The following is a 15223-nucleotide window of genomic DNA, read 5'->3' on the forward strand; positions in this document are numbered from 1 at the left end:
CCGTCAGCCGCCCGACCCGCCGATGGAACGGAAGAGCGCGTCCGAGCGTTCGTCCGCCTCCACCACCTCCCGGGCCCAGCCGGCCAGGTTCTCCGCCGCCGTCAACAGCTGCTGCACGTGCGATCCGTACGTCTCGAGGGCGTGCGAGAGCACCTCGGTGTACGCGGCACCGAACACGGTCCCCGGTTCGTCGGCGCCCCACGGGTTGTCGGTGGTGACCGTGGCGGTCAGGGCGGTGAGACCGTCGTCCAGCTCCACCGCGACGCCCGCGATCTGCTGGGCGGCGCCGGCCAGCACCTCCGGCTCGGTCTGCATCGGCTGCATGCCGTCGTCTCCCCTCAGCCGAGGCGGTTCAGCCGGTCGGCCAGCTGCTGGGCGGTGGCGGTGAGATCGTCGAGCCGGCGCTGCGCGCCGGTGCCGACCTCGTCGAGCAGCGGGCCGAGCCCGTCCGGGAGCGCCGGCGGCGCCGCGGCGAGCTGCTCCTGGAGGGCGGCCTGCACCTCGGCCCGGGCGGTCGCGAACGCCGCCCGGATCGCCGCGGCCAGATCCACCGCGGGCAGCCGCATCGCACGCGGGTCGAGGTCCAGCTCGAGCAGGTCGCCGGTGCCGTCGACCACGAGGCGCACCAGCCCGTCCGCCGCCTCGGCGGTGGCCCGGGTGCCGGTGAACCGGCCGAGGAACTGGCTGGGCAGGTCGGTCACCCGGACACCTCGATTCCGTTCGTCCGCTGTGGAGCGCGGGGTGATCCACAGTCCGGAGCAGCTTAACGACCCGCCGCCACCCGCGTCGGCCCCGGCCGCGCTCAGCGGACGGTCACGGTGGCGGTGACGGTGGACTGGTCGATGTCGGAGATCCGCGTCGTGATGCGCAGCAGCCAGTCGCCGGGGACCGGAAAGCGCAGCGCGGCGCTGCCGTGGTGCGGCTCCGGTGTCTCGACCGGGACGGCGATCGGCTCGACGCCGGCGGCCGGGAGGGCGGCGGTGACGGTCCACTCGACCACCGGTAGCGGCTTTCCGGCCGGTGTGTAGACGTAGGCGTGCAGGCTGTTCAGCTCGCCGGCGCGTGCGGGATAGACGTCGAACTGCACGGTCAGCAGGTCGGTGTCGACGGAGCGGGCGACCCCCTCCCGGGTCGCCGCGGCGGCCTCCGTCCCGGCGGTGCGGCCCGGCGGGGTCTGCACGAGCGCCGCGGTGAGGGCCAGCACGACCGCGGTCACCGCCAGCTCGACGCCGGCCGCGCGGGACACCCAGCGGGGACGGCCGGCGGCCAGCCGGGCCCGCACGAGGTGACGCTGTCCGGCGGCGACCGCGAGGACGACGGTGAGCAGAGCGGCCTTCGCGCACAGCAACCGCCCGTACGGGCTGGCCAGCAGCGCCGACGGCCGGCCGAGTTCGATCGCGGCCTGGCCCAGGCCGGCGACGACGAGCCAGCACACGGCGAGAGTGGCGCACCGGGACCAGGCGGGGAGGATCCGGGCGAGGACCCGTGGGTGGGTCCGGGGCAGGAGGAACGCCGTCAGGGCGAGCAGCCCACCGAGCCAGACGGTCACGCCGGCGACGTGGATGGTGCCCAGCGCGACGCTCACCGGCGGCAGGGGAGAGGCGACCGGGTGCCCGGCGAACGGCCAGGTGGCCAGCCCCGCGAGCCCCACCAGCGCCAGCGCCGCGACGCGCCACCGGCCGGGAGCCGGGCGGAGGACGGCCGGCAGCAGCGCCGCGGCGGCGCAGACCAGCGCCAGCCGCACGGCGAACACCGTGCTGACACCGCCCGCCGCCGACAGGTCCGCGACGGTCAGCTCACCGACCGGTACGCCGACCGCCTCGGCGGCCTGCCCGACCCACGTCGCGACCGTGGCGGCGGCGACCAGGCCGAGCCCGGCCCACGCCACGACGAGGACACCGCGGCGGGACCGCCGACGGGGCCACATCGTGACCGCGAGCAGTGGCGGACCCACCGCCGCGACAAGTCCCAGGTAGCCGGCGTACTTGGCGGCCGGGACCAGCGGCCCACCGGGTGCCGCCTCGTCGGCGGCGGGTTGCGGCGGGGCGACTGAGGGCGCGCCCGCGGAGTAGGTGAAGCTGCCGGCGACCGGGTGGCTGTCCGCGGAGACGACCCGGTAGCTGACCAGGTACGTGCCGAGCGGCCGGGCGGGCACGCGGACCGGGATGCGCATCGTGGTGCCCCGCATCTGCGGCTCCCCGGCGGTGATCCGTCGGCCGTCCGGGGCGAGCACCTGGACCCGGCCGGGGACCGGTGCCACGGGTTCACTGAAGGTGATCACCACCTCGCGGGGCGCGTAGCCGACCACCCCGTCGCGCTGCGGGGTCGTGGCGACCACGACGGCGTGCGCGGCCGCCGGGGCCGCCGGGGCCACGGCGGCGAACAGCGCCCCCACGAGCAGCCCGAAAAGGACCGCCGCACGGGTACGCCCGTGCGGCGGTCGCGGTCCGGCGGAGGACGTCGTCGTCCGCATGACGGGTCCGGGCTCGACCGGCTTCAGGTGCGGCGGACCATGCGCCAGGTGGCGATGCCGCCGGTGGCGAGGGCACCGAGGAACACCAGCCAGACCAGCGCGCTGCTGACCCCGAAGCTCGGCGCGGTGTTGGCCGAGGCGGCGGCGAGCAGGCCGTCGTCGCCCGGCGCGGGCAGTGCGGCCGGCGGCAGCTCGGCCCAACGGACCAGGCCGGTGCTCTCCAGCATGGCCATGTGGTCGTTGACGAACGTGTTGGCCGCCTCGGCGAGTTCCCGGATGATCGGGTCGCGAGTGGTGGCCCGCACCGCGCCGATCACCGGGAAGATGTTGCCGTGGGCGACCCGTAGCCGGGTGACGAAGATCTGGTCGAACTGCGTCCCACGCGCGTTCTTCATCTCCGTCAGCCACCCCTTCTGCTCCGGGGTCGGGTCGGTGGGGATGGTCGCGCCGAGCTTGTTCGCCGCCTCGACGGTCAGCCGGTCCAGCTCCTCGTGCTGCTTGGCGATCTCCGCGCCGATCTCCCGTACCCGCGGCGACCGTCCCTTCTCGGCGGCCATCTGGCCGGCGGGCATCTCCCACAGCCCGGCCAGCCGGACACCGGCCAGCAGCGCGGCGTCGGCGGCGTTGAGCTGCTGGCCGGCCGGGGCGGCGAGGGCGACGCCGGGCAGCACACCGAGCCCGGCGACGAACGCGATGAGCAGGACCGCCAAACGACGGGTCCGGTGGCCCTGGCGACGGGCGGATCTGCGCGGTGCCATGTCTGCGGTGCCTCCTGAGGTCCGGGCCGGTACGTCTGGGCCGGGTGGCCGCACCCCGCCGGCCGCCCGTCCGCTCTCAGGTACGGATTGAGCGCCGGATCAGTTCACCGGGAATCGCGAATCAGCCGACGTCCAGCGGATCGGCGAGGAGGCGTTCGAAGGCCAGCTCGGCGGCGCCGATCAGGGCGGCGTCCTCGCCGAGCTTCGGCGTGCGCAGCCGGACGTGCTCCACGCAGGCCGGCAGCGCGATGGAGTTGAGCCGGCTGCGGACCTGGGCCGCCGCCGCCAGGTACAGGTCACGCATCGTGCCGCCGAAGATGACCATCTCCGGGTTGAAGATGTTGACCAGGTTGGCCACGCCGAAGCCGAGCCAGTCGCCGGCCTTGCGTACCGCCGTCTGCGCCCGGGCGTCGCCCCGGTCCGCGGCGTCGAAGACGGCCAGCAGCGCCTCCCGGCCGCGGGCGTCGGACCGGCCGGCGGCCCGCAGCAGGCCGTACTCGCCGATCTCGGTCTCCCAGCAGCCCCGGGAGCCGCACTCGCAGCGGGTGCCGTCGGGGACCACCACCATGTGCCCGACCTCGCCGCTGTACCCGCCGTGCCCGGTCAGCCGTCGCCCACCGGCGATGATGCCGGCACCCACGCCGACGTCCCCGTACAGGTAGATCACGTTGTCGCAGCCGGCCGCGGCGCCCCGGGCGTGCTCGGCGAAGGCCGCCACGTCGGCGACGTTGCCGACCGCGATCCGCGCGTTGGTGCCCAGCTCGGCGCGGAGCGCCGCGCCGATCGGCTCGTCCACCCAGCCCATCGTCGGGCCGAGCCGGACCAGCCCGTCGTCGCGGCGCACCATGCCGCAGACGGCGACGCCCGCGCCGACGCAGATCGCGTCGTCCGGTACCGCCTCGTGCATCCGCTTGGCGACGCCGGCCAGCAGCGGTGCGGCCTCCGCGGCCGTAATCCCGCGGGGCCGCTCCAGTTCCCGGCGGTCGAGCACCTCACCGCCGAGCCCGATCCGTGCGGCCCGCAGCCGGTCCACCTCGATGCTGTACGCGTACGCGTAGATCCGGGCCGACTCGGGCCGGACGACCAGCGAGGGTCGTCCGGCCCGGCCGGTTTCCTTCGGCGCCCCCTCGCTCACCAGGCCGGCCGCGGCGAGGTCGGTGGTGAGTGCGCCGATGGTGCTGCGGTTCAACCCGAGCGCGTTGGTCAGCTCCGCGCGGGACGTGGCGCCGCGTACGTGGACGTACCGCAGCAGCGCCCCGAGGTTCTGCCGGCGGATCTCGTCCTGGCTCGGTCCTACGCGCATGGCGGTGTGCTGCTCCCCGGGCGGAGCGTCAACGGCTTCCGCTGGCGGCACGGCGCCGGGACAGCAACGCGTCAATGGTGGCTGCGAACAGCAGGATGAGACCGGTGGCCACGTACTTCTCACCTGCGCTGAAGCCCATCAGCCCCATGCCGTTGTCGATCACCGCCACCACCGCACCACCGATCACCGCGTCGAGCACCCGGCCCTTGCCGCCGAAGAGGCTCGTGCCGCCGATGACCGCGGCCCCGACGGCGTAGAGCAGTACGTTACTGCCACCGGTGTTGGGGTCGACCGAGTTGGCCCGGCTGGCGGCCACGATGCCGCCGATCGCGGCCATCGAGGAGCAGATCACGAAGACCGAGATGCGGATCCGGTCGACGTTGATGCCCGCCCGGCGGGCCGCCTCCCGGTTGCCGCCGACCGCGTAGATGTGCCGGCCGTAGCTGGTGCGTTGCAGCACGAAGGTCCAGACCACCAGGAGAATGCCGATGATCGGCACCACGATCGGCACGCCCTTGAGCGAGTTGATCAGGACGTTGAAGCTGCGCTCCAGATTGAGCACGTAGACGGCGGCGCCGAGAACCAGCGCCAAGACGCCGATCCGGGCCAGCACCACGGCGAGCGGATCGTTGACCAGGCCCCGTGCCGCTCGTTTGCGGTGACGCACCAGTTGAACGGCGGTGAACCCGCCGACGGCGAGCGCGGCCAGCGCCCAGCCGAGCGCCGGGGGCAGGTTGCGGTTGGCGATCGCGACCAGCACCGAGTCGCGCACCGAGATGTTGGTTCCCTCTTCCATCAGCAGCAGCACCACGCCCTGGAACGCGAGGAAGGCTGCGAGAGTGACCACGAACGACGGGATGCCGACCTTGGCGACCAGGAAACCGAGCGTCGTGCCGATCAACATGCCGGTCGCGACGGCGGCGAGGACCGCGACGTACCAGGGGTGGCCGAGCACGGTCACCACGTTGGCGAGCACCGCGGCGCAGACGCCGCTGGCGAAACCGGCGGACAGATCGATCTCGCCGAGCAGCAGGACGAAGACCAGGCCCATGGCGATCAGCGTGACCGCCGCCCCCTGGGTGAACAGGTTGGCGAAGTTGGCGGCCGAGAAGAACGACGGGCGGACGACCGCAAAGCCGATGCAGAGCACGACCAGCATGGCCACTGCGGGCAGGGAGCCGATGTCGCCCCCTCGGACGCGGCGCCAGTAGTCGCGGAGGTGGCTGGCGGCCGTCGGCGTCGGGGCGACTGCGGCGGGACCTTCCTGTTGGACGGCGGTGGTGGTCATCGGACCCCTCCTGTTGTGCTGTCGGCCGGCTCCGCGCCGTTACCGTTGCCGCCGTTGGCCGGTTCGGCGGCGAGTCCGAGCCCGCCGGACCGACCGGCGGTGATCAGCTCGACCACCTGGGCGTGGGTGATGTCGGTGGTCTTCACCTGGGCGACCATCTGGCCGAGGTAGAGCGCGGCGACCCGGTCGGAGACGGCGAAGACGTCGTTCATGTTGTGCGAGATGAGGACGACGGCCAGACCGTTGTCGGCCAGCCGGCGGACCAGTTCGAGCACCTGGGCGGTCTGGGCGACGCCGAGCGCGGCGGTGGGCTCGTCGAGGATGACCACCTTGCTGTTCCAGAGCACGGCCTTGGCGATCGCCACCGTCTGGCGCTGGCCGCCGGAGAGGCTGGAGACGTGCTGGCGCAGGGACTTCACCGTGCGGACGGAGAGCCCGGCGAGCGTCTCCGCCGCCATCTGCTCCATGGTCGGCTCGTCGAGCACGATCCCGCTGCGCTTCTCCCGGCCGAGGAACATGTTCTGGACGATGTCCAGGTTGTCGCAGAGCGCGAGATCCTGGTAGACGACCTCGATGCCGAGCGCGGCGGCGTCGCGCGGGCTGTGGATGGTCACCGGGCGGCCGTCGAAGAGGAACTCCCCGGCGTCGGTCGGGTAGATGCCGCTGATGCACTTGACCAGGGTGGACTTGCCGGCGCCGTTGTCGCCGACAAGCGCGGTCACCTCGCCCGGGTAGGCGGCGAAGGCGACGTCGCGCAGGACCTGGACGGGACCGAAGCTCTTGTCGATCCCGCGTAGCTCCAGCAGAGGGGTCGCGGACACGGAGGTCTCCTTACGCAGGAACGGGAGGTCCCGCCAGCCGTCGGTGGCGGCGGCACGCCGCCCGGCACGGGGTCGGCCCGTGCCGGGCGGCGTTCACCTCGGCGGGTTTCAGCTGATGCCGGCGTCCGCGCAGAGCTTGGCGTACGCGTCGGTGCAGACCTCTTCCTTGGTCACGAAGCCGTCGGCGATGACGTCCTTGACGTTCTCCTTGTAGATCGCCTTCGGGGTGAGCAGGACGGCGTCCACGTCGCGGCCACCCTCCGGGTCCTTGACGGTCTGGCCGGTCTCCTTGCGCTCGCCCTTGGCGAGTGCGATGGCCAGGTCGGCGGCCGCCTTGGCCTCCTCCTTGATCGCCTTGTAGACGGTCATGCACTGGTCACCGGCGAGGATGTTCTGCAGGCCCTGCGGGGTCGCGTCCTGGCCGGTCACCGGGACCTTGCCGTTGAGCTTGTTCTTCTTCAGCACCGAGATCGCCGCGTTGCCGAGGCCGTCGTTCGCCGCGAGCACGCCGTCGATCTTGCCGCCGGTCTGGGTCAGCATCTGCTCGAAGATCGTGGCGGCCTGGGCGTTGTCCCAGTCCGGCACGGCCTGGTCCGGGCCCTTCGTGTACTCGCCCGCGTCGAACTTCGGCTTGAGGATCGAGTCGTACCCGTTCTTGAACAGGGTGGCGTTGTTGTCGGTGGGGGAGCCGTTCAGGTACGCCACGACCGGGTTCTTCACACCCTTGTCGGTGAGGCACTTGCTCAGGCCCTCGCCCTGGAGCTTGCCGACGGCCTCGTTGTCGAAGCTGACGTAGTACTCGGCCGAGCCGCCGAGGGTGAGGCGGTCGTAGTCGATGGTGGCGACACCCTGCGACTTGGCCTTGTCGAGGACGGCCTTGCCGGTGCCGGAGTCGAGGTTGACGATCATCAGGGCGGTGACGCCCTGCGTGATCATCTGGTCGGCGATGGTCTGGAACTGGGACTTGTCGCCCTGGGCGTTCTGGATGTCGTAGTCGACGTCGGCGGCCTTGAAGGCCTCCTCCAGGAACTTGCGGTCCGCGCCCTCCCAGCGGGCGGAGGACTTGCTGTCCGGCAGGATCACGCCGATCTTCGGCTTCTTGTCGCTGCCGCCGGCCTGGTCGCCGCCGCCGGAGTTGTCACCACAGGCCGCCATGCTGCCGGTGGCCAGCAGGCCCGCGGCGGCGGCGGCGAGGAAGCCCTTGCGCATGTGCAGGGTCCTTTCGGAAGGTGGGGGATGGTGTTGTTTTGTTGTGCCCGGCAACGTATTCCGCGCTTCACCGCCGGCACAAGACCACCGAGGTCGCGAGTTTGTTGTGGGCAGTAACAATTCGGCAACGCCACCGAAGTCCCGCCGTCACCCGCCAGCAACCGAGCGCGGCGCGGGTCGGACCGCGGCGATCCGTGCGGTCGCGGCGTCGGTGAGGATGACGAGGTCACGCGGAGACAGTTCGACCTGCAGGCCCCGGCGGCCGGCCGAGACGTACACGGTGTCGTGCCGCAGCGCCGTCTCGTCGAGCACGGTGGGCAGGCGGCGTCGCTGGCCGAGCGGGCTGATCCCGCCCCGCACGTAGCCGGTGGCGCGCTCCGCGGACGCCCGGTCGGCCAGCGCGGCCCGCTTGCCGCCCACCGCCGCGGCGAGGGCCTTCAGGTCCAGCTCACCGGTCACCGGAACGACCGCCACGGTGAGCGTGCCGTCGACCTCGGTCACCAGCGACTTGAACACGCGCTCCGGGGGCACGCCGAGCGCCTCCGCCACCAGGGCACCGTAGTTCGGGGCATCGGGGGAGACGTCGTACGGATGGGTGCGGTGCGCGACCTTCCGCTTGGCCAGCAACGCGGTCGCCGGAGTCCCCTGTCCCGCCACGCCGCCACGCTAGCCGCCCCATCCCGCCCGGGCCAGCCGGTTCAGTCGGCCGCCCGCGCCGCACCCGGTCGACGGGATCAGGCGGGTGTGACCGGGCGGGCGATCAGGACCGTCGGGGATCCGGCCACCCGGGTCAGCACGACGCTGGCCGGCTCGTCGCCGGTCAGCTTCAGGTCGCGGCGGAGCTTCTCCGGCTCGAGGGCGGAGCCGCGTTTGAGGATCTCGACCCGGCCGACGCGGCGTTCGCGCAGCAGCGCGCGCAGCCGCTTCAGGGAGAACGGCAGCACGTCGGTGATCTCCAGGCAGCGCGCGAAGGGGGTCGGCGACCGCGTGTCGGCGTACAGGTAGGCGATCGTCGGGTCGGCCAGGTTCGCTTCGAGTTCGCCGGCCAGCTCGGCGACGAAGTGCGCGCGCACCACGGCCGGGTCCGGGTCGTACACGTACCGCCGTACCGGCCCGACCGGCGCCTCAAGCCCGCCGGAGCCGGTCAGCTCGTGTGCGGTCACGGTGTGAGAAGGGAACCCTTCTCTACCGGAGGCGTTAACAAGGGGCCCTTCCTTCAGCACGGTGGCGCGGCGGGGGACCTGCGCCAGCTCGCCGCACCACAGGGCGGCCTCGACCAGGTCGCCGTCGACACTCACCCACTCCGCCTCGGCGCCCGCCGGGATCAGCCCGTGGTCCAGGCCGGGCGCGACCTTCACCACCGTGCGCGGCACGCGTTCCGCCAGCCCGACCACGAAGTCCCACGGGGGCGAGTAGGCGTTCGGGTCGAAGATCCGCCGGCCGGACGCCCGGCGCGCGGGGTCGCAGAAGACGCCGTCGACCCGGCTCACGTCGAACGCGGTCGCGTCACCGCACTCCACCGTGAACCGGTCGGCCAGCCCGTTGGCCTCGGCGTTCGCGGCGGCCATCGCGGCGGTCAACGGGTCGGCCTCCACCCCGTACACCCGGCTGCCCGCCCGAGCGGCGGCGAGCGCGTCGGCGCCGAGGCCGCAGCCGAGATCGGCCAGGGTCGTGACGCCGGCGGTGCGGAGCCGGTCGGCCCGGCGCCGCGCCACCACTCCCCGGGTGGCCTGCTCGAGGCCGGCCCGGGTGAAGAACATCCCGGCCGCCACCGGACCGAACTTGCCGACCGCCCGCCGCCGCAGTTCGGCCTGCGTCAGCGCCGCCGCGGCCAGCCCGGCCGGCACCCCGGCGGAGCGGAGCGCCGCCGCCGCGGCCAGCGGATCGCCGCCGGCCACCTCGGCCGCCGCGGCGAGCGCCGCCGACCCCTCGGGGGTACGCAGCTCCGCCAGCTTCTCCAGGTCCACCCGGCCATTCTTCCGGCCGGTGCCGGACCGGACGGGCCGGGGGAGCCCGGCGACCCTTGCCTGATCGACTCGAGATTCATGAACTCGGGGTGTCCCGCCCGCCCGGACACCCCGACATCAATGAAACTGAGTGGCAACGCCACACCGGGCGTTCGGGTGCGCGGCGTCAGCGTGGTGTCGGGCAGGCGGCGACGAACGCCCGCCAGCTCGCCGGGGTGAAGGCGAGAACCGGCCCGGCGGGGTCCTTGCTGTCCCGGACGGCGACCACGCCGGGCAGGTTGTCGGCCACCTCGACGCAGGCGCCGCCATTCTGGTTGCTGCGGGAGGACTTGCGCCAGGCGGCGCGGGTCAAATCCATGACTTCGCCACTTCCTCGATCAGGCGGGCGGACTGCCGGCGCGGCAGCGCCTCACCGGCCACAGTCTCCCAACGCCGCCCGAGGCTGGCAAGGTCGTTCGGGCCGTCCACGGTGTGCCCCCGGAGCTGGTTGTCCAGGTGGGCCACCTCGGTGCCCTCGGCGAGCCGGGCCAGCACGAACGGGCCGGCGAGCCCGCCGTACCACGGGGTCTCGGCCGGCACGATCCGCACCTGCACGTGCGAATGGTCGGCAAGGCCACGCAGGTGCTCCACCTGCCCGTGCATGGTGGCCCGGTCGCCGACCTGCCGGCGCAGCACCTGCTCGTCGAGCACCGCGACCAGTTGCGGCGGCTCCTCGCGGGCGAGAATCTCCTGCCGGGCCATCCGGGCCAGCACCCGCTTCTCGATCTGCGCCTCGGCCAGCGGCGGACCGGCCTGGAGCATCGCCCGCGCGTACGCCTCGGTCTGGAGCAGTCCCGGCACGACGGCCGGGTCGTACCAGCGCAGCGCGACGGCCTCCCGCTCGATCTCGCCCCACGGCCGGAACCAGTCCGGCTCGGCCTGCTGCCGGATCAACTCGAGCAGCCCGACGAAGAGGCCACCGGTCTCCAGCACCTTGTCGAACCGGGCCAGGTAGTCGGCGCTGAGCTGGTGCGGGCCGATCTCCATCGCGCTCACCGACGACGCTGAATAGTTGAGCAACCTGCCCAGCTCCTCCTGGCTGAGCCCGCGCGTCTTGCGGGCCCGGCGCAGCTGGTCGCGCAGGAACTCAAGGGTTGGTACCTCGGCCATCCGTCCGCCCTCCGTGATGTGTTGGCGCCGGACAGTAAGGGCCGGCCGGTCGGCGGGGAAGTGAGTGCCGGCGTGTTGCGGTAATCCCTGGCGGAAGAGTGGCGACGCGCCGGGGTGTCCCGTTGGCACTCTCCTTGACGGAGTGCTAGCCGAGGAATAACCTGCGATTAGCACTCTCACCCTGAGGGTGCCAATCTCCGGGCGTTGGCGTCCGGGGGTTGACGCCAGGCGGACCGGCACCCGCGACGACGGCCCCGCCCGGTGGCATGTGGCAGATTGACGCTGGTCGGCACGCCCGGCCGGTAACGAAACCAGTACCCCAGGAGGGTATGCCCGTGACTACCGCGACCAAGGTTGCGATCAAGCCGCTCGAGGACCGGATCGTGGTCCAGGCGAACGAGGCTGAGACCACCACGGCGTCGGGCATCGTGATCCCCGACACCGCCAAGGAGAAGCCGCAGGAGGGCACCGTCCTCGCTGTCGGCCCGGGCCGGATCGACGACAAGGGCAACCGCGTGCCGCTCGACGTAGCCGTCGGCGACACCGTCCTCTACTCGAAGTACGGCGGCACCGAGGTCAAGTACGCCGGCGAGGAGTACCTGGTGCTCTCCGCCCGCGACGTCCTCGCGGTCATCGAGAAGTAAGCAACCGAGCAGTGTCGTTGCCCCGGTCCGGCTCGCCGGGCCGGGGCGACGTCGCTTCGAAGGGACATTCATGGCGAAGATCCTGAGCTTCTCGGACGACGCGCGGCACCTGCTGGAGCACGGTGTCAACGCCCTCGCGGACGCGGTCAAGGTCACCCTCGGCCCCCGCGGGCGCAACGTCGTCCTGGACAAGAAGTTTGGTGCGCCCACGATCACCAACGACGGCGTGACCATCGCCAAGGAGATCGAGCTCACCAACCCGTACGAGAACCTCGGCGCGCAGCTGGTCAAGGAGGTGGCGACCAAGACCAACGACGTCGCCGGCGACGGGACCACCACCGCGACCGTGCTGGCCCAGGCGATGGTCCGCGAGGGCCTGCGCAACGTCGCGGCCGGCGCCAACCCGACCGGCCTCAAGCGGGGCATCGACTCGGCGGCCGCGAAGGTCTCCGAGGCGCTGCTCGGCAAGGCCGTCGAGGTGTCCGACAAGGCGGCGATCGCGCACGTGGCGACCGTCTCCGCGCAGGACGCGACGATCGGCGAGCTGATCGCCGAGGCGATGGAGAAGGTCGGCCGCGACGGCGTCATCACCGTCGAGGAGGGCTCCACCCTCGCCACCGAGCTGGACGTGACCGAGGGTCTCCAGTTCGACAAGGGCTTCATCTCGCCGAACTTCGTCACCGACGTGGAGGCGCAGGAGGCGGTCCTGGAGGACCCGTACATCCTGATCACCACGCAGAAGATCTCGGCGATCGAGGAGCTGCTGCCGCTGCTGGAGAAGGTCCTGCAGAACAGCAAGCCGCTGCTCATCATCGCCGAGGACGTCGAGGGTCAGGCCCTGTCCACCCTGGTGGTCAACTCGCTCCGCAAGACCATCAAGGTCTGCGCGGTGAAGGCCCCGGGCTTCGGGGACCGCCGCAAGGCGATGCTGCAGGACATGGCGATCCTCACCGGCGCGGAGCTGGTCGCGCCCGAGCTGGGCTACAAGCTCGACCAGGTCGGCCTGGAGGTGCTCGGCACCGCCCGGCGCGTGGTGGTCGACAAGGAGAACACCACGATCGTCGAAGGCGGCGGCCAGGCTTCCGACGTCACCGACCGGGTCGCCCAGATCCGCAAGGAGATCGAGGCCTCGGACTCCGAGTGGGACCGGGAGAAGCTCTCCGAGCGGCTGGCCAAGCTCTCCGGCGGCGTTGCCGTCATCAAGGTGGGCGCCGCGACCGAGGTCGAGATGAAGGAGCGCAAGCACCGCATCGAGGACGCGATCGCCGCGACCAAGGCAGCGGTCGAGGAGGGTACGGTCCCCGGCGGCGGTGCCGCCCTGGCCCAGATCCTGCCGGTGCTCGACGACGACCTCGGCTTCACCGGTGACGAGAAGGTGGGCGTCTCGATCGTGCGCAAGGCACTTGTCGAGCCGCTGCGCTGGATCGCGCAGAACGCCGGCCACGACGGCTACGTGGTGGTGCAGAAGGTCGTCGGCAAGGACTGGGGCCACGGCCTCGACGCGGCCACCGGCGAGTACGTGGACCTGGCCAAGTCCGGCATCCTCGACCCGGTGAAGGTGACCCGCAACGCGGTCGCCAACGCCGCGTCCATCGCCGGCCTGCTGCTCACCACGGAGAGCCTCGTGGTGGAGAAGCCGGCGGAGCCGGAGCCGGCCGCGGGCGGCCACGGTCACTCGCACGGCCACGGCCACAGCCACCAGCACGGCCCGGGCTTCTGACCCACGCCGCAGGCCCGTCCGGGGCGCACCGTCGTACGCGGCGGTGCGCCCCGACGCATTCCCGGGTGCTTACGGAACTCTGACGTGCCTACCGGCTCCCGCCCCGATCGGAAAGACTGGTCCGCGTGACCACCACGACGCGCCGCCACGCTGCCCTGGCCGGGGTGACCGCCGCCGCCGTGGCGATCGGCTCGGCCGAACTGGTGGCGGTGCTGAGCGGTCCGCGATCCGCGCCGCTGGTGGCCGTCGGAGGGCTGGTGGTCGACACCGTGCCCGAGCCGCTCAAGCAGCTCGGCATCGCGCTCTTCGGCACGTACGACAAGATCGCTCTGCTGGTGGGCACGGCGCTGCTGCTGGCCGCGTTCGCCGCGCTGCTCGGTGTCCTGTCCCGGCGCCGGATGACGTACGGTCTGGCCGGCGTCGCGGCCTTCACGGCCCTGGGGATCGCCGCGGCGCTGACCCGGGCCGGCGCGGACGCCGGCGACGCCCTGCCGGCGCTGGTCGGCGGTGGCCTCGGCGCGCTTGTGCTGTGGGCGTTCATCGCCGGCCCGCTGGAGCTGGACCCCTGGCCCTGGCGGTCACCCACGCCGGAGCCGGAGCACGACGAGGAGGCGACCGGCCCGGACCCGGAGTCGCGGCGGCGGTTCCTCGCCGCGAGCGGGCTGCTGCTCGGGGCGGCCGGCGTGGCCGGCCTCGGCGGCCGGTGGCTGGCCGGCCGGCGCGGCGTCTCGGCGGCCCGCGACGCGATCGCACTGCCGCCCCCGGCCTCTCCGGCGCCCGCCGTCCCGCCGGGCGCCGACCTGAACGTGCCGCAGCTCGCCCCCTACGTCACGCCGAACTCCGGCTTCTACCGGATCGACACCGCCCTGGTGGTGCCGCAGGTGGACCCCGCCACCTGGCGGCTGCGCATTCACGGCCGGGTCCGCAACCCGGTCACGCTCACTTTCGACGACCTGCTGGCCCGGCCACTGGTGGAGCGGTACGTCACCCTGGCCTGCGTCTCCAACGAGGTCGGCGGTGACCTGATCGGCAACGCGCGCTGGCTCGGCGTGCCGCTCAAGGACCTGCTGGACGAGGCGGATCCGGAGGAGGGCGCGGACCAGGTGGTCGGGCGGTCGGTCGACGGCTGGACCTGCGGCACCCCCACCACGGTGCTGCGGGACGGGCGGGACGCGCTGCTGGCGGTGGGTATGAACGGTGAGCCGCTGCCGGTCGAGCACGGCTTCCCGGCCCGGGTGGTGGTGCCGGGGCTGTACGGCTACGTGTCGGCCTGCAAGTGGGTGACCGAGCTGGAGCTGACGAGCTTCGCGGACTTCGACGCGTACTGGGTGCCGCGCGGCTGGTCGGCGCAGGGCCCGGTGAAGACGCAGTCGCGGATCGACACGCCGCGCCCCCGCAACCGGCTGAGCGCCGGCCAGGTGGTCGTCGCCGGGGTGGCCTGGGCGCAGCACCGCGGCATCCGCCGGGTGGAGGTCCGCGTGGACGAGGGCCCCTGGCGGGAGGTGGTCCTCGCGCCGGCCGTCTCGGTGGACACCTGGGTGCAGTGGTCGTGGCGGTGGGACGCGACGCCGGGGGAGCACACGCTCCAGGTCCGGGCCACCGACTCGACCGGTGCGACCCAGCCGGCCCGGCGGACGGCGGTGGCCCCGGACGGCGCGACCGGCTGGCACACGGTACGCGTGACCGTCCGCTGACCGAACGGCCCGCCCCACCTCACCACGCCGCCACCTGTGCCGGCTCCCCTTTGCTCTGCTTCAACCCACGCAACGATTCCGACGCTGTTCCGGTGCGTCCGTTGAAGCAGAGCAAAGGGGATCGCGGAGGTCCCTGCGGGTACCGAGACGCGGGTAGCGGGCGGGGTCCCCCGACGCGTGACGCCGCGCCCCGCAAC

At 72.8% G+C, this 15223-nt stretch carries 15 protein-coding genes; 3 read left to right on the forward strand and 12 right to left on the reverse strand.

What is annotated here, in order from left to right:
• Positions 1-3 precede the first annotated feature (3 nt).
• The 12 genes from ABTW87_RS14005 to ABTW87_RS14060 form a co-directional block, all read right to left on the reverse strand.
• Positions 4-324, reverse strand: coding sequence for a hypothetical protein (locus tag ABTW87_RS14005; protein WP_350651185.1), 321 nt, complete (start codon positions 322-324; stop codon positions 4-6).
• Between the two features lie 14 nt (positions 325-338).
• Entirely contained in the window at positions 339-701 is a 363-nt protein-coding gene (locus ABTW87_RS14010) for a YbaB/EbfC family nucleoid-associated protein (protein ID WP_350651186.1), read from the reverse strand.
• Positions 702-802: 101 nt separating this feature from the next.
• Entirely contained in the window at positions 803-2473 is a 1671-nt protein-coding gene (locus ABTW87_RS14015) for a copper resistance CopC/CopD family protein (protein ID WP_350651187.1), read from the reverse strand.
• Positions 2474-2496: 23 nt separating this feature from the next.
• On the reverse strand, positions 2497-3231 hold the full coding sequence (locus ABTW87_RS14020) for a DUF4142 domain-containing protein (protein WP_350651188.1): 735 nt from the start codon (positions 3229-3231) through the stop codon (positions 2497-2499).
• Positions 3232-3352: 121 nt separating this feature from the next.
• Entirely contained in the window at positions 3353-4534 is a 1182-nt protein-coding gene (locus tag ABTW87_RS14025) for an ROK family protein (protein ID WP_350651189.1), read from the reverse strand.
• A 28-nt stretch (positions 4535-4562) separates the two neighbouring features.
• The gene (locus ABTW87_RS14030; protein WP_350651190.1) at positions 4563-5822 is read right to left on the reverse strand and encodes a sugar ABC transporter permease; all 1260 of its coding nucleotides are present in this window, start codon (positions 5820-5822) and stop codon (positions 4563-4565) included.
• A complete protein-coding gene (locus ABTW87_RS14035) occupies positions 5819-6643 on the reverse strand; it encodes an ATP-binding cassette domain-containing protein (RefSeq protein WP_350651191.1) in 825 nt (274 codons plus the stop codon). The genes ABTW87_RS14030 and ABTW87_RS14035 overlap by 4 nt, the downstream gene beginning before the upstream one ends.
• A 108-nt stretch (positions 6644-6751) precedes the next feature.
• Positions 6752-7852 carry a sugar ABC transporter substrate-binding protein gene (locus ABTW87_RS14040; protein WP_350651192.1) on the reverse strand — a complete coding sequence of 367 codons (1101 nt, stop codon included), beginning with the start codon at positions 7850-7852 and terminating at the stop codon, positions 6752-6754.
• Positions 7853-7999: 147 nt separating this feature from the next.
• Entirely contained in the window at positions 8000-8509 is a 510-nt protein-coding gene (gene ybaK, locus ABTW87_RS14045) for a Cys-tRNA(Pro) deacylase (protein ID WP_350651193.1), read from the reverse strand.
• Between the two features lie 77 nt (positions 8510-8586).
• Positions 8587-9819: a THUMP-like domain-containing protein gene (locus ABTW87_RS14050; RefSeq protein WP_350651194.1), complete on the reverse strand. Its 1233-nt coding sequence runs from the start codon at positions 9817-9819 to the stop codon at positions 8587-8589.
• Positions 9820-9985: 166 nt separating this feature from the next.
• Positions 9986-10177 (reverse strand): DUF397 domain-containing protein, encoded by a 192-nt coding sequence (locus tag ABTW87_RS14055; protein ID WP_350651195.1) that lies wholly within the window; start codon positions 10175-10177, stop codon positions 9986-9988.
• Positions 10168-10968, reverse strand: coding sequence for a helix-turn-helix domain-containing protein (locus ABTW87_RS14060; protein ID WP_350651196.1), 801 nt, complete (start codon positions 10966-10968; stop codon positions 10168-10170). Before ABTW87_RS14060 ends, ABTW87_RS14055 begins: the two co-directional genes overlap by 10 nt.
• Before the next feature lie 335 nt (positions 10969-11303).
• Here ABTW87_RS14060 and groES point away from each other — a divergent pair, with 335 nt between their 5' ends.
• From groES to ABTW87_RS14075, 3 genes are all read left to right on the forward strand, one after another.
• A complete protein-coding gene (gene groES / locus ABTW87_RS14065) occupies positions 11304-11612 on the forward strand; it encodes a co-chaperone GroES (RefSeq protein WP_502891578.1) in 309 nt (102 codons plus the stop codon).
• A 70-nt stretch (positions 11613-11682) separates the two neighbouring features.
• Positions 11683-13332: a chaperonin GroEL gene (groL, locus tag ABTW87_RS14070; RefSeq protein ID WP_350651198.1), complete on the forward strand. Its 1650-nt coding sequence runs from the start codon at positions 11683-11685 to the stop codon at positions 13330-13332.
• Positions 13333-13457: 125 nt separating this feature from the next.
• Positions 13458-15026 (forward strand): sulfite oxidase, encoded by a 1569-nt coding sequence (locus ABTW87_RS14075; RefSeq protein WP_350651199.1) that lies wholly within the window; start codon positions 13458-13460, stop codon positions 15024-15026.
• Positions 15027-15223 lie beyond the last annotated feature (197 nt).

This window comes from Micromonospora sp. NPDC126480 (assembly GCF_040302465.1).
Lineage (GTDB): Bacteria > Actinomycetota > Actinomycetes > Mycobacteriales > Micromonosporaceae > Micromonospora.

What these genes read in the sequence shown, in the direction of transcription:
- ABTW87_RS14040 (WP_350651192.1), bottom strand. Translation starts at nt 7,852, where the DNA reads ATGCGCAAGGGCTTCCTCGCCGCCGCCGCCGCGGGCCTGCTGGCCACC.
- ABTW87_RS14030 (WP_350651190.1), bottom strand. Translation starts at nt 5,822, where the DNA reads ATGACCACCACCGCCGTCCAACAGGAAGGTCCCGCCGCAGTCGCCCCG.
- ABTW87_RS14025 (WP_350651189.1), bottom strand. Translation starts at nt 4,534, where the DNA reads ATGCGCGTAGGACCGAGCCAGGACGAGATCCGCCGGCAGAACCTCGGG.
- ABTW87_RS14005 (WP_350651185.1), bottom strand. Translation starts at nt 324, where the DNA reads ATGCAGCCGATGCAGACCGAGCCGGAGGTGCTGGCCGGCGCCGCCCAG.
- ABTW87_RS14020 (WP_350651188.1), bottom strand. Translation starts at nt 3,231, where the DNA reads ATGGCACCGCGCAGATCCGCCCGTCGCCAGGGCCACCGGACCCGTCGT.
- groL (WP_350651198.1), top strand. Translation starts at nt 11,683, where the DNA reads ATGGCGAAGATCCTGAGCTTCTCGGACGACGCGCGGCACCTGCTGGAG.
- ABTW87_RS14015 (WP_350651187.1), bottom strand. Translation starts at nt 2,473, where the DNA reads ATGCGGACGACGACGTCCTCCGCCGGACCGCGACCGCCGCACGGGCGT.
- ABTW87_RS14060 (WP_350651196.1), bottom strand. Translation starts at nt 10,968, where the DNA reads ATGGCCGAGGTACCAACCCTTGAGTTCCTGCGCGACCAGCTGCGCCGG.
- ABTW87_RS14055 (WP_350651195.1), bottom strand. Translation starts at nt 10,177, where the DNA reads ATGGATTTGACCCGCGCCGCCTGGCGCAAGTCCTCCCGCAGCAACCAG.